This is a genomic window from Psychrobacter vallis (assembly GCF_904846715.1).
In the GTDB taxonomy this organism is placed as follows: Bacteria; Pseudomonadota; Gammaproteobacteria; order Pseudomonadales; family Moraxellaceae; genus Psychrobacter; species Psychrobacter vallis.
In genome coordinates this window covers 13,462-27,266 of sequence record NZ_CAJHBU010000008.1, presented here as the reverse complement: position 1 = coordinate 27,266, position 13,805 = coordinate 13,462, and the positions used below count along the sequence as shown (strand labels likewise).

At 43.6% G+C, this 13,805-nt stretch carries 12 protein-coding genes; 7 read left to right on the top strand and 5 right to left on the bottom strand.

The features are described from left to right. Positions 1–338 precede the first annotated feature (338 nt). From JMY02_RS06750 to JMY02_RS06740, 3 genes are all read left to right on the top strand, one after another. Positions 339–1,412: an aspartate carbamoyltransferase catalytic subunit gene (locus JMY02_RS06750; protein ID WP_201596529.1), complete on the top strand. Its 1,074-nt coding sequence runs from the start codon at positions 339–341 to the stop codon at positions 1,410–1,412. A 113-nt stretch (positions 1,413–1,525) separates the two neighbouring features. Beyond that, positions 1,526–2,683, top strand: coding sequence for a dihydroorotase (locus tag JMY02_RS06745; RefSeq protein ID WP_406947729.1), 1,158 nt, complete (start codon positions 1,526–1,528; stop codon positions 2,681–2,683). Beyond that, positions 2,676–3,224 carry a DUF2127 domain-containing protein gene (locus JMY02_RS06740; protein ID WP_227678436.1) on the top strand — a complete coding sequence of 183 codons (549 nt, stop codon included), beginning with the start codon at positions 2,676–2,678 and terminating at the stop codon, positions 3,222–3,224. Before JMY02_RS06745 ends, JMY02_RS06740 begins: the two co-directional genes overlap by 8 nt. 41 nt (positions 3,225–3,265) lie before the next feature. Here JMY02_RS06740 and JMY02_RS06735 read toward each other — a convergent pair whose 3' ends face one another. From JMY02_RS06735 to JMY02_RS06725, 3 genes are all read right to left on the bottom strand, one after another. Further along, positions 3,266–4,543 (bottom strand): cation:proton antiporter, encoded by a 1,278-nt coding sequence (locus tag JMY02_RS06735; protein WP_201596523.1) that lies wholly within the window; start codon positions 4,541–4,543, stop codon positions 3,266–3,268. Positions 4,544–4,665: 122 nt separating this feature from the next. Further along, entirely contained in the window at positions 4,666–6,285 is a 1,620-nt protein-coding gene (locus tag JMY02_RS06730; protein WP_201596521.1) for a DUF2254 domain-containing protein, read from the bottom strand. 77 nt (positions 6,286–6,362) lie between these two features. After that, positions 6,363–7,913, bottom strand: coding sequence for a YihY/virulence factor BrkB family protein (locus tag JMY02_RS06725; RefSeq protein ID WP_201596519.1), 1,551 nt, complete (start codon positions 7,911–7,913; stop codon positions 6,363–6,365). Between the two features lie 370 nt (positions 7,914–8,283). Here JMY02_RS06725 and wrbA point away from each other — a divergent pair, with 370 nt between their 5' ends. Together wrbA and JMY02_RS06715 are read left to right on the top strand one after the other, a co-directional pair. Then, on the top strand, positions 8,284–8,901 hold the full coding sequence (gene wrbA, locus JMY02_RS06720) for an NAD(P)H:quinone oxidoreductase (RefSeq protein WP_201596517.1): 618 nt from the start codon (positions 8,284–8,286) through the stop codon (positions 8,899–8,901). Positions 8,902–8,977: 76 nt separating this feature from the next. Then, positions 8,978–9,466 (top strand): hypothetical protein, encoded by a 489-nt coding sequence (locus JMY02_RS06715; RefSeq protein WP_201596515.1) that lies wholly within the window; start codon positions 8,978–8,980, stop codon positions 9,464–9,466. A gap of 152 nt (positions 9,467–9,618) precedes the next feature. Here the strand turns inward: JMY02_RS06715 and JMY02_RS06710 are convergent, their stop codons facing one another. Beyond that, a complete protein-coding gene (locus JMY02_RS06710) occupies positions 9,619–10,383 on the bottom strand; it encodes a DUF3108 domain-containing protein (RefSeq protein ID WP_201596513.1) in 765 nt (254 codons plus the stop codon). Positions 10,384–10,934: 551 nt separating this feature from the next. Between JMY02_RS06710 and JMY02_RS06705 the strand changes: the two genes are divergently transcribed. Further along, complete coding sequence (locus tag JMY02_RS06705; protein ID WP_021812726.1) at positions 10,935–11,225, top strand: co-chaperone GroES; 291 nt, start codon at positions 10,935–10,937, stop codon at positions 11,223–11,225. 110 nt (positions 11,226–11,335) lie between these two features. Beyond that, positions 11,336–12,985, top strand: a complete 1,650-nt coding sequence (gene groL / locus JMY02_RS06700) for a chaperonin GroEL (RefSeq protein WP_201596511.1) — start codon at positions 11,336–11,338, stop codon at positions 12,983–12,985. 287 nt (positions 12,986–13,272) lie between these two features. Here groL and JMY02_RS06695 read toward each other — a convergent pair whose 3' ends face one another. Continuing rightward, positions 13,273–13,728 (bottom strand): Lrp/AsnC family transcriptional regulator, encoded by a 456-nt coding sequence (locus JMY02_RS06695; RefSeq protein ID WP_201596509.1) that lies wholly within the window; start codon positions 13,726–13,728, stop codon positions 13,273–13,275. Positions 13,729–13,805: the final 77 nt, after the last annotated feature.

Below are 13,805 nucleotides of genomic sequence, written 5' to 3'. Positions count from 1 at the left end.
GCTATAAGCCTGCAACTTGCGCAGTCTGATGATTAGATAGCCTAGAAGGCATCTTTGTCCTGACCGTAAAATCAGCTACACTATAATCATTATTCATTTATAATTTTGATAGGCTTATTTGTATAATGTTCGATAAAGGCTTACTGATGGTCGATCCATTATAAAATAAATACAGTGCTGCTAAGCGCTTTTCATAAGTCTGCTTTTATTACGGTAAATTGTAGCAAATAAGCGTCAAAATGTCCCTGTGTCTGTAGGTATCAATTATAAATGCTCGAACAAAGATGAATAAACGATTAATATAGACCCATTCAAACTCATAATAAAGACTCATCATTATGTCAAATTCTATCGATAGCCATTCTACCCATACGGTTTCGCCGACCGATTATGCAAAATTCGATCCCGATACCATTCATCAAAGGCTCAACACCTCACTAAGTCGCCCACAGCTCAATACCGATGGTCGCATTCGCCACTTTTTGGGTGTAGAGGGTCTTAACAAAGCTCAGTTGCAAGCGATTATCGCTAAAGCCGAGACGTTCTTTGATGATAACGGACAACTGATTAATCGTCCTGAGTTGGAGGGCTATACGGTGATGAATTTATTTTTTGAGCCATCGACTCGTACGCGCACTACTTTTGAAGTGGCCGAAAAGCGCTTGGGTGCCAATGTGCTGAATATCGATATCGAACGTTCTAGCGCCAAAAAAGGCGAAAGCTTACGCGATACATTGTGGAACTTGCAAGCCATGACGGCGGATATCTTTGTGGTACGGCATTCAGCCTCGGGTGCCGCCCATTTTATGGCGACAGAAGTGACACCAGACATCGCTATTATTAATGGCGGTGATGGCTGGCATGCGCATCCAACGCAAGGCATGCTCGATATGTTAACCATTCACCGTGAGGCACCGCGCCCATTTGAAGAGCTATCAGTGGCTATCGTTGGTGATATTAAGCATTCACGGGTCGCCCGCTCTGATATCAGTGCGCTACAAACCTTAGGTGTTAAAGATATTCGCGTCTGTGCCCCACGTACTTTATTGCCTAAGGGGATAGAGCGTTATGGAGTGCAAGTTTATGAAAACATGAATGAGTGCGTCACGGACTGCGATGTCATTATGGGATTGAGAATTCAAAATGAGCGTATCGGTTCGCCACTCTTGGCGTCCTCAAGTGAGTATTACAAACACTATGGTATTACGCCAGAGCGAGTGGCACTTGCTAAGCCTGATGCGTTGGTGATGCATCCAGGGCCGATGAACCGCGGGGTTGAGATCGCGTCGAGCGTCGCTGATGGCGCACAATCGGTGATCTTAAAGCAGGTAAATAACGGTATTGCCATTCGTATGGCCGTATTGTCTCTGGCAATGGAAGGTCAACGAGCGCATCAAGCGGCTGGTAGCTAATACTCTAGTCGCCATTTCATTCTCATTTATTTCATTTTATTGATACGGTAATAACGCTTATGTCTACTACGCTCAATACGGAAGCACCGATACGTGACCATCTTCCTCAAACCATTAAAAATGCCTTGCCAAGTGCTGTAACCGATAAGCTGGCGTCACTTGAAGCAGGGCGTGAGATGTGGTTGTTGCCACCGTTGGTTGATTTGTGCGCGCGCTTACGTGAACCAGGACAACAACAACATGGTACGTTAGAATCTGAAGGTCGTGCTGCCCGTGGTAATGGTTTTTTGCATGTGGTGATTCCACCAGATACCAATCCTATTTTAGAAAACGGCTCGTTACTCAAGGGTTTGCGTGAGCGTGCGCTGGATGATGGCGGGATTCATTTACATATTTTGGGTGCATTGACCGCGGGCTTAGAAGGCGAGCGCCCCTCTAATATCGCAGGCTTAAAAAAAGGCGGTTGTATTGCTGTCTCTAACGCTCGTAGGCCTTTTCGTAATGACTTAGTACTGCTACGTACACTGGAGTACGCGGCAACGTTTGGAATGAAAGTATTCTTTTATCCTGATGAGGCAAGTCTGTCTGGAGATGGGGTGGCACATGAAGGGTATATTGCGTCTTATCATGGACTACAAGGTATTCCGTGGATTGCGGAAACAGTTGCTTTATCTACCCAGTTATTGATGGTCGAAGAGACAGGCATTGCCGCTCACTTTAGTCAATTGTCTTGCAAATCTTCAATAGAGCTGATGCGCTGGGCAAAAGATAAAGGTCTGCCAGTGACTTGTGACGTGGCGATGCATCAGCTGTATTTAACAGATGATAATTTAGAAGGCTTTAATGCTCAGGCTTATGTGTTGCCGCCACTACGTAGTAATACTGACCAGCAAGCCATTCGCCGTGGACTGAAAGACGGTACCATTGATGCGATTTGTAGCCATCATGAACCACTGAACAGTACTGCGAAAAAGGCACCGTTTGCTGAGAGTACACCAGGTATCTCAAATTTTGATACCTTCATGGCGCTGGCATGTCAGCTGGTGCATGATGGAGTATTAACGATAGAGCAGCTGGTGGACAAAATCTGTCTTAACCCTGCAAAAATCGCTGGCATTACTGAGCAATATGAAAGCATTGGCGGTGCGGTGTTGGTTGATCCCAATCTTGAGTGGCAAGTAACCGCGCAATCAATGCTATCAAATGGCAAAAACACACCGTTTTTTAATCAGCAATTACAAGGTCGTGTCGTGGAGACATTCTTTGGTTAATCTGCCCCGACAGGATGACGATCTGCTGCCATCCTCGGAGGGGAGTGACTCTAATTTCCGTAATCAGCAGGTAAGCTCTCGCAGCACTGCCAGTGAGTCCATCAAGGCCGTGGCAGTTTATGAAGTGGTCAAAGGTGTTGGTGCTCTATTAGGGGCAGGGGCGCTATGGTCGTGGCATACCGATCTTGAACATTGGCTGAGAACAGCGACTGCCTCTTGGCAGCAAAGCTTTGGTCAACTGCTGGCACCGCAAGTTGATAGCGCCGTCCAAATTGCCCAACAGGCCAGCAAAAACTGGCCAATGTTTCTATTATTGATCGTTGCTTATGCCAGTTTGCGCTTTCTGGAAGCTTATGGCCTATGGCAAGATAAAACATGGGCGTATTGGTTTGGCGTGCTCGGCTATGGTGTGTTTATTCCTATCGAGATTTACTATCTGATCGTCAGCCCATTTGATTGGTTTAAGCTTGGCATATTGATCTCAAACATTTTAATCGTCATTGTGGTTTATCGTAATATGAAGCGGAAGGGTTTGCTGTAGAAACTTATTAAAGCATTATGGCGGTTGAGGTTGTTTTTACGCTATCCCTCCGTTACTACTTTATCATCCGTACGAATACTTTTGGCGACTCTGCCAACGCTTAATCCTTGTACCAAAATAGAAAATATCACCACGGCATAAGTGAGCGCCAATAAGATATCACGTTCTGCACCAATAGGAAGCTGCAATACCAAGGCCACTGAAATCCCACCACGCAATCCGCCCCATGTCAGTACTTTCCAAGCGCCTTTCGGCAAGTCAAGCTGGCGATGAAAGGTTTTGGTGGTCATGCCTACGACAATAAAGCGAGCAAGCAGGGCAATAATAATCGTCAAACCAGCGGCGATAAATAAGTTACCTGAGTAAGCAATCATTACCACTTCTAGCCCGATCAGTACGAATAAAATGGCATTTAAAATCTCATCAATCAATTCCCAAAACAAATCAATATAATGACGTGTCTTGTCACTCATCGCCAGCGCTCGCCCGCGATTACCAACCATTAATCCCACTATTACCATGGCCAATGGCCCTGATAAATGCCAATGACTGGCAAGCGCATAGCCGCCAATGACACCTGCCAGCGTTAGGAGTACTTCCTCTTGATAACTGTCGATGCTTTTGATTAAGTAATATAAAATGGCGCCGAGTACCAAACCAAAGACGATGCCACCACCAGCTTCAACTGCTAACGTATGTGCCACATAGTTAGCCGTTGGGATATCGCCGCTTGATAAAATACCGAGCAGCAAAACAAAGATAACCACGCCGATACCATCATTAAATAATGACTCACCAGCGATCACGGTTTCGATACTTTTGGGCGCACCTGCCGAGGACAGAATACCCATCACCGCAATGGGATCAGTAGGAGATATGAGAGCCCCAAACAATAAGCACCACAGAAATGGTAAGCCAAAACCAAGTAGGGGTAGCATAAAATAAATTGCTGTAGCAATAAGCATTGCTGACACGATAGTGCCAAGACCAGCGAGGATACCAATGGGCAGTTTATAACGCTTTAAATCACTAATATTGACGTGTAAAGCGCCAGCAAATAAGAGCATAGAGAGCATGCCATCCAACAACACTTCGGTAAAATCAAGCCGCTTTAATAAGCTAACTTCATAATCAATGAGTTGATCAAACCCTAAAAACCCTAAAAATATTGCACCGATAGACAAGACAATAGAGATGACCATCACGCCAATCGTGGTTGGTAAACCAATAAAACGATGATTGACATAAGTCAATAAGGCCGTAATTGTTAAGAATATGGCGCTGACTTCGAGGATGGTTAAACTGGTTGCAGATGCCATAAAGCAAGATCTCTTATCAATATAAAAGTTACCTTATAAGCTCAAAGCTTATGAGAGTCACGTCGGTGTAATATTTCTTTGTTTTATGCATACGTATGGGACATTAGCAATGTTTCCAATGCTTAGCTTGATTGTGTTTCTAGTGCTTTACGGATGTGGGCGGCAAATTCACTTTCATAACTAAAATACTGATGTTGCGCATCATCATCAAGAATAAATCGCTCTGCTTGTTGGCACATAGCAATCAAATCATGTATCAGCTCTTGATAGCTTAAATTCTCTTCTCCAGCACGCTTGATCAAATTTAGCTCATGTAATAGCGTTTGCTGCTGTGCATGATTCACGCGTGCGTAACTCAGATCTATCATTGACTGACACAGCGCTTTGAGTACCATCAAGTCCGCTGCTGCATAACGACGTATCTCGCCAAGCGACCTATTAATAAAGTCTGATATTGTGGGAGTGTGAGTGACCAAAGCCAATATGGCCGATCGCTGCTCATGACCCACTGTATCAGACGCATCGTTATCGGGTGCTGGCGTATAAAAGTGATAAGGACTGGGCGGCTGACGACGCATCATGATACTCAAGCAGCTCGTCAATGATTGCACACAGTTGACGGCTGTTTTTGGGTCGTTGATACCCGGCGATAATGCCCGAACCGCAATCTCAGTCATTTGCCCCAAACTATAGGCAATGTCATTAGAATGCGCCAAGCGTTGTTCGAGGCGTATGCAATCGGCAAAACGCTGCCAAAACATACCATCAGGTGAGCGCGGCACAACTGCCAAGTGTGGTGTCGCTGTTTTTTGTTGATTAAGAGGATGGTTTTTTGGGCGTTGATAAAAATAACCAATCACGTTTTTGTCAGTGACATAGTCACCAAGGTTGACATGCATTTGTACCACACCACCATAGTCTTGAGTCAATGTTATCAATGACTCAAGATAAATTTGCTGGATATAACCTGAGCGTGGGGGATAGACAGGTGTTGCAGGCCACGTCTGAAATTGCTCGACATCATGATGTTCAACATTACGTTGATGCTCAATATCACAGCAATCACTGTACCAGTAGTGAATGTTATCGATAGCATCATTGCTGGCATTTTGAATGACATGTGAGGCTTGGATGGCGTGTACCATATGCTGTACAAAATACACCAGTAAAAGCGCGCAAATAATTGCCATGATAATAGCAAAAGTGACGGACAGCTGCGGTACGCCATATGACACATCATACTTATGAATAGACTTTAAGACCAACAAACTATAGCTAAACGTACCAATGAACGCACCCAATACAAACTGATTTGGCTTATCTGTCAAAAAGTTACGCAACAATCTTGGGCCAAACTGTGAAGATGCCATAGACAGCACGGCGATCGTAATCGAAAAGGTGGTTCCCGCCACGCCGAGCACAGCACCTGCAATCGCTGTCATGATAGCGCGAGCGGCATCATCGTCACCCGTAAAGGCAAAAGTAATCTCTCTGACGGTTTCACGGTCGAAATGCTGATCGACAGTCACCAATAACGGTGCAAGTAGAATACCCGCGATCACACACGCAGTGGGGATAAACCAGTAAGAGCCAATAAGCTGCTCCCACAGGTTTTTAAGTCGATCGGGCAGATCAGAAAGCGTCTGTAGCGACCATAGCTGAGTGAATTGCCTCAGTCTTTTCTGAGCTGCATCATAAGTACCCTGCCATAAGTTTTTTTGGTCGTTTTTATTTGTTGTCATAAGCTTTAAGGCATCCAAAAATAATGGCATCGTGGCTTTTTTATAACTTTATGGCTCTAAACATTGCCCTATAATTTTTACTTTATTTTGGGGTTATCCGCTTCTGTAATAATAGCGTTCTTTTGATCTCTTTTGTTGGTAGCCGTTTGCGCATTGCGTTCGCCACTGCCTATAGGGATAATGGCCTCGTTATTGTGATCGTCATATTCAATGTCACTTTCTCTATCATAGGCGATAGGCTCAAAGTGCCGTGACCCTTCGATATTTGAATCATTACCTGATAGCTGACTGGCTGTTTCAGGTTCGATTTTTCTAAATAAATTATTTTTATGACCTTTACGTGTGCCTTTTTCTTCCGGAGAGGCTTTCTTACGTGGCTCACTATGGGCAAAAATAGCACTTAACGGCAGATTCAACTGCTGTTTGGCATAAGCTTCGGTGTGCTCAAAGCGATCAACCAACAAGCTTAGCCAAGGTTTCTGATCCTCTACATTCATCTCGTCGAGCTCATCCTTAATGGGCAAGGGGTAGGGTAGAGTCCGATAAAAATCCCACAAGGTCATTTTGCTCAAGTCTTTTTTGAGCACATAATCATCATCTTCGGTCATCGTGATGAGGTTGCTGTCTTGTAGATAATTGATGTAAATATACCACTTTGGTAATTCCTTGCGCCCTAGCACATTACGCAGCGCTTGTTCGCTGACGGCTTCGCCTTTTAGGTGATGGGTATATACCAAATTTAGCATATCTAGCAAGCTGAGTAACGGATGACGAGGATAAACCTCTTGGGTTTCAAAAATAGTCAGGGTATAGCTAATCTCAACGCCCAATAAAATGAGATTCCATGATAAATAAATCCATAGTAAGAAAATAGGCAGTGCGGCAAAAGCGCCATAGATCGCTTCATAACTGGTAAAGTTGGCCATCACTGTACCAAAGAGATGCTTCATCAGCTCAAATACGATGGCGACAAATACACCAGCGATGGCGGCGTTTTTTACTGGTACGCGTGCTTTGGGAATAAACCAATACATCCCGATGAAACCTGCGACAGTGATACCAATGGACACCGCCTGTACCCAAAATGACCAATCGATACCATAACCTGCGATTTGTCGATTTAAGAAACTTAGACTTTGTACCGCACTTGAGGCGATAAAAGCAGTACCCAATACCAATGGCCCTAACGTAACGATAGTCCAGTAGCGCAACATGCTTTTTAGGCCGCCCGAACGGTTTTCTACGCGCCAGATTTGGTTAAAAGCGCGTTCAATGGTCGTCAACGTCATGATGGTCGTAAAGAGTAAAACCATGGCACCAATAATGGTTAGATTAGATGACTTTTCGGCGAAGCTATTGATATACTGACTGACCTGCATGCTTGATTGTGGCAATAAATTGCTATATATCACCTCATAAATTTGTGCTCTGACCGATGCAAGCGCTGGTACTGAGGATAAAATCATCAATAATACCGTCAGTATTGGCACAATCGATAACATCGTCGTATAAGTCAAAGAGGCTGCTTTTTGTTGGCAATTGTCTTCTAAAAAATGCCGAGTCAAAAATTGCAAAAATTGAAACCAGCGTTGATGTAAAAATGGGATTTTTTCTGATAATTTTTCCATGTCGATCATCTAGCAAGGGTAAAGTGACAGTAGTGTAACAAAAATGAGCCGTTATCATCTGCCATTTAATTGTGTCAAAATGCACAATAGTAACCGTTGCAGGGTTTTACCCGCTACAATAGGATATAGGTCAGTTTGCATGTCAGGGAGTGGCTCGGGCATAATGTGTACAGACATAGATAGCATCAGCTAGCTGCTGTATTTGAATGACAGCTGTGTTTGAATGGCGAAAATGCTGGCAGGTGACTGCTATAGTCAGTTCAGTTTAAAAACGATATAGCAGTTCTGCGTTGCAATATAATGGTTCTGTTTTATTTAGAATCGACTATATAAATAATGACGTTAATGATTTTATGAGGAAGTGTTGCTAATGAGTCAGACTGATCCTTACGTTTTGGTGCTGTATTATTCTAATTATGGTACGACTAAGACATTGGCATATGCTATCGCTCAAGGTATTGAAGATGCTGGCATGACGGCGCGTATCCGTACCGTGCCAACCGTTGCCCCCGAGACCACATCGAGTAAGCCTGCAATACCGGATGAAGGTGACCTTTATTGCACCATGGATGATCTCAAAGATTGCAGCGGCCTTGCGCTTGGTAGCCCGACGCACTTTGGCAACATGGCTGCGCCCATGAAGTATTTTTGGGACAATACCGTCACTGTTTGGCTGGCAGGTAATTTGCAAAATAAACCCGCATCAGTATTTACTGCCACAGGTTCGATGCACGGTGGTCAAGAGACGACGTTGCTGACCATGATGTTGCCGTTGATGCATCATGGCATGATTATCGTTGGAGTGCCTTATGCAGAGCCTGCATTAAATCGCACCAGTCGTGGTGGTACGCCTTATGGCAGCAGTCATGTCAGTGGTGCATTACATGATCAACCCGTGTCGGCTGATGAGCGAGAGCTGGGAATTGCTCAAGGTCGTCGTTTGGCTATCAGTGCAACCGCTCTGGCGCAAGCCAACTGGCATCGCTAAGCGGCTCTGTACTCATGTTATAGTGGATTAACTGTAGTGAAGCACTATGTTATTGATTGGGAAATAAATATATCTAATGGCCACAAACCGCTCCGATAGTGAGATAAATGCTACCACGCCAGCAAAAAAATCTGGTAAAGCTGTCAAGGTTAAAAAACCTATTGCTCCCATTCGTCAGCGTCTGCTGATTACTTGGCTTATATGGTTAGTCTATAGGTTGCTTGCATTGCCTATTTCTATTAACGTCTTTAACCCAAGTCATCCTGATATTATCGGTGGTATCGCTTGGCAAGCGTTATGGTTGGTGCCAGCATTTATCTTGACGCCATGGATACTGCGTGGCCGCTCACCTTATGCATTGCTGATAAGCAGTATGTTTATCTTGGTGTACTTGGGTGCAAGTGGTGTGGTGCTATTTGCTCGTGCTTACGGCAGTAGTTGGGCTGAGATACTTATCTATTTGATTGATTTTATCTTGTTGCTAACTATCAATTTTTGGCTATTTATTTTGCTTAAACGCCTGCCTTCAATGAATAATGTCGTCAAGCAACCTCGCTCTCGCTAACATTTTTATATTATCCAAGAGACGATATCCATCGTTAATCGGTTTTAATCTTAAGATATAAGCTTAAGACACAAAAAAGCGGCGCTCTATTCGGAGCGCCGCTTTTTTAATATGATGTTACTTCTTTAAGGTGATTTCTTTGAATGCTTAGATTAGTTGACTTTGGTCAATTCTAAATCCATTTTTTTACCATCATTAATCTGGCTTACTTTTATGGGTAAGTAATCCAAGCTTGGTGCCAACCAAAAGCTGGTAGAGCGGCTGTTGTCATCATGGATACGGTCAACACGTACCGTATCAAACGTACCAGCTGGGACAGTGATCTTAGTATTGCCGGATTTTTTAAATGGCGTCTTTTCTACTTTGTTCTTTTTGGCCATGTAGTAATTACCAGAGAATTTACCATTTAATAAATCTTGGCGAATTTGTACCTCAAGGCTCAAATCATCAAAGGCTTGCTGTGCCATGTCCATGGTCGTCGTCTTACCTTTATAGTTACTGGTGACCTTTTTGGCACTTGGGTTAAAGTCCAACTTATGCGTCCGTCCCATACCGAGTAACTTATAAGTGGTGCTGGCTTGGCTTGGACTGACATTGTTGCCAGTAATAGTAAAGGTGCTGCTTTGTGCGGCACTAGCAACGCCAGCCACGCGAGCATTCACGTCGTATTTCCAAGTGTTGCCTGATTTCTTTAAAGTACGAGTAGCGGATCCTTTGTACTTGTCTTCTACCGTAAAGCTATAATTAGCGCTTGAGGGTTGAATGGTTTTTGCGTTGGCGAGTGTGGGTGCGGTCATACTTAAAGCTCCAATGGCAGCAATACTGGCCCCTGTGGTTAAGGCGGTAAATAACTTAGAATTAATACGCTGTGTGTTATTAGCAGTAGGTGTTTTTTTATTCATTGAGAAAAAACTCATGGATATTCCTTAATTAGTCTTTGTGCAGTCATATTAGTTTTTGTTTATGACTGTCATGATATTAGCAAAAACTATAATGGTCATATTATGTTACATTTTCAAGCATAGCCTTAGCTCTTGATGTGTTGCTCTTGTAGTCAATGTTACGGGCAAAGCGATTGCCATCATAATGAGTAACCGACTGTAAGCCTAGTAAGAAGAGGGACGTTAAGCAGCTGGCTATATAAAGATAAAGAAAAGCGGTAATCAAACTATCACTACTCACATTGGTTCTTTTAGAATCGTGCTAACGCTATTTATAATAGAGTACGCCAAACGAAACGTTTTAAATAACGGTATTCCTAATTCAATAGCTCGTGACATGCAAAATTCTTGTAAATTTTTGGGCTTTACACTTGAAGCCATCTTCCACTGCCCCCACTTTTTGATACAAGCTCAAAGCTTATCTTTAGAATGCTGCTTTTATGCAGCAATGCTTATAGATATTGGTATTGAGAGCATTAATTCAAATAAACCCTTTATTCAAATAACCAATTTTTGGAGTCATATCGATGAACATTCGTCCTTTACATGACCGTATTGTCGTCCGCCGTATAGAAGAAGAAACAAAAACTGCTGGTGGTATCTTACTTCCTGGTTCAGCACAAGAAAAACCATCACAAGGTGAAGTGTTAGCCACTGGTAATGGTCAGATTCGTGACAACGGTGACACTCGCGCGTTAGACGTAAAAACTGGCGACAAAGTTTTGTTCGGTCAATATGCTGGTCAAACCGTGAAAGTTGACGGCGAAGAACTACTTATTATGAAAGAATCTGATGTATTGGGTGTGCTAGAAGGCTAATTGCTCTAATGGCAATTTTGGCTAATTATTTTTTAGCTGACAGCATTGATAACCGTACTAAAGAATCATTCAATTGTATTCTCATACTTATAATAATGGAGTAATTTAACATGGCAAAAGACGTAAAATTCGGCATAGATGCCCGTAAACAAATGATGGATGGCGTAAACATCCTAGCAAATGCAGTACGAGTCACACTAGGGCCTAAAGGTCGTAACGTTGTTATCGACAAGTCATTTGGCGCACCTACCATCACTAAAGATGGTGTATCGGTTGCCAAAGAAATCGAGCTTGAAAACAAATTCGAAAACATGGGTGCACAGTTGGTACGTGAAGTGGCTAGCCGCACAAACGATGTCGCTGGTGATGGTACGACCACTGCGACCGTATTGGCTCAGTCAATCTTGCAAGAAGGCATGAAGTCAGTAGCCGCTGGCATGAACCCGATGGATCTTAAGCGCGGTATCGATAAAGCGGTTCGCGCGGCTGTTGAGCAAATCCATCTGCTATCTACGCCAGCTGACGATTCAAAAGCAATCGCCCAAGTGGGTTCTATCTCTGCCAACTCAGACACCAAAATTGGTGATTTGATTGCTCAAGCGATGGAAAAAGTCGGTAAGCAAGGCGTTATCACGGTAGAAGAAGGTTCAAGCTTTGAAGATACTCTAGAAGTAGTAGAGGGTATGCAGTTTGATCGTGGTTATATCAGCCCATACTTTGCCAATAAGCAAGACAGCTTAACGGCTGAATTTGAAAACCCATATATCTTGTTAGTTGACAAAAAAATCAGCAACATTCGTGAAATCGTGCCATTACTTGAGCAAGTCATGCAGCAGAGCAAGCCATTGCTCATCATCGCTGAAGACGTAGAAAACGAAGCGCTAGCGACTCTTGTTGTAAACAACATGCGCGGTGGCTTAAAAACTTGTGCGGTTAAAGCACCAGGTTTCGGCGATCGTCGTAAAGCAATGCTAGAAGATATCGCGACGCTAACTGGCGGTACTGTGATCTCTGAAGAGATTGGTCTGAGCCTAGAGACAGCGACACTTGAGCAATTGGGTACAGCTAAGAAAGTGACTGTTGGCAAAGAAAACACTGTGATCGTTGATGGTGCTGGTAACAAAGCGGATATCGATAACCGCGTTGCGTCTATCAACCGTCAAATCGAAGAGTCTACTTCTGACTACGATAAAGAAAAGCTACAAGAGCGTGTTGCGAAATTGGCTGGCGGCGTAGCCGTTATCAAAGTTGGCGCAGCGACCGAAACTGAAATGAAAGAGAAGAAAGATCGCGTTGATGATGCGTTACATGCGACTCGTGCAGCGGTTGAAGAAGGCGTTGTGCCTGGTGGTGGTGTTGCCTTAGTACGTGCGATGAATGCATTATCTGAGCTAAAAGGTGATAACGATGACCAAGACGCCGGTATCAATATCCTACGCCGCGCGATGGAAGCACCATTACGCCAAATCGTAACCAACGCAGGCGAAGAAGCGTCAGTCGTGGTTAACGAAGTGAAAAACGGCACTGGTAACTACGGTTACAATGCGGCCTCTGGTGAATACGGCGATATGCTAGAAATGGGTATCCTTGATCCAGCAAAAGTTGCACGTTCAGCATTAGAAAACGCAGCGTCTGTTGCTGGCCTCATGCTAACGACTGAAGCCATGATTACTGACCTACCAGAAAAAGATGATGGTATGGCTGGCATGGGCGGTGCTGGTGGAATGGGCGGTATGGGTGGAATGGGCGGCATGATGTAATTTTACTTCTGCTACAAAGTGGTTTTTCTTTGTCAGACGTGCTCAATGTACGATAGGTACTATTTTCGCGCGTCTTCCTCGATAAATCACTTTTCGCAAAAAGTAAAATCAACCTCATAAAGTCTATTTGACTGCTAAAGGCTCTGCTATCGAAAGATAGCAGGGCTTTTTTATGCTCGATAATAAAGTTCTATAAGTATTCAACTTCACTAGCTATTTATACTAACCTTAATGGACTTAACATATGTAAAGACCGTGCTCGACATTGCTCATTAGTATTAAAAATCTCACACAAAAATAGGTAAAGTCGTCTTATTAATTACCTTTCTCACCGATAAATGAGTGTGTATATCTTTTACGCTAGCAAGCTTGTGTAGCTTACGTGTGAACCGCTCATAACCATCAAGATTGGGGCTCACTACTTCTAATAAATAATCGTAAGAACCCGACACCACATGTCCATTAATCACTTCGTCCATATCGGATAGGGCTTTTTCAAAGTTTGCGATAGATTCTTCTTGGTGGCTGTTGAGACTGACCTCCACAAAGAAACTCATCGTAATACCCGCTTTGGCTTTGTTTACGTTCGCTTGATAGTTCTCTATATAACCTTCATCCTCCAAGCGTTTTAGGCGTCGCGCGCAAGGAGACGGTGACAGCCCTATACGTTCGGACAGTTCAGCCGTAGATAAGCGCGCTTCTTTCTGAAGCACTTCCAAAATGTGACGATCGATTTTGTCCATAATTTACCTTTTGGCTTTTTAAGCCAAGAATTTTGATTTAATTAGCATTATCCACCAAATATTTGCAAAATTGCAAT

What these genes read in the sequence shown, in the direction of transcription:
- JMY02_RS06750 (WP_201596529.1), top strand. Translation starts at nt 339, where the DNA reads ATGTCAAATTCTATCGATAGCCATTCTACCCATACGGTTTCGCCGACC.
- JMY02_RS06735 (WP_201596523.1), bottom strand. Translation starts at nt 4,543, where the DNA reads ATGGCATCTGCAACCAGTTTAACCATCCTCGAAGTCAGCGCCATATTC.
- JMY02_RS06730 (WP_201596521.1), bottom strand. Translation starts at nt 6,285, where the DNA reads ATGACAACAAATAAAAACGACCAAAAAAACTTATGGCAGGGTACTTAT.
- JMY02_RS06725 (WP_201596519.1), bottom strand. Translation starts at nt 7,913, where the DNA reads ATGGAAAAATTATCAGAAAAAATCCCATTTTTACATCAACGCTGGTTT.
- wrbA (WP_201596517.1), top strand. Translation starts at nt 8,284, where the DNA reads ATGAGTCAGACTGATCCTTACGTTTTGGTGCTGTATTATTCTAATTAT.
- JMY02_RS06715 (WP_201596515.1), top strand. Translation starts at nt 8,978, where the DNA reads ATGGCCACAAACCGCTCCGATAGTGAGATAAATGCTACCACGCCAGCA.
- JMY02_RS06710 (WP_201596513.1), bottom strand. Translation starts at nt 10,383, where the DNA reads ATGAGTTTTTTCTCAATGAATAAAAAAACACCTACTGCTAATAACACA.
- JMY02_RS06705 (WP_021812726.1), top strand. Translation starts at nt 10,935, where the DNA reads ATGAACATTCGTCCTTTACATGACCGTATTGTCGTCCGCCGTATAGAA.
- groL (WP_201596511.1), top strand. Translation starts at nt 11,336, where the DNA reads ATGGCAAAAGACGTAAAATTCGGCATAGATGCCCGTAAACAAATGATG.
- JMY02_RS06695 (WP_201596509.1), bottom strand. Translation starts at nt 13,728, where the DNA reads ATGGACAAAATCGATCGTCACATTTTGGAAGTGCTTCAGAAAGAAGCG.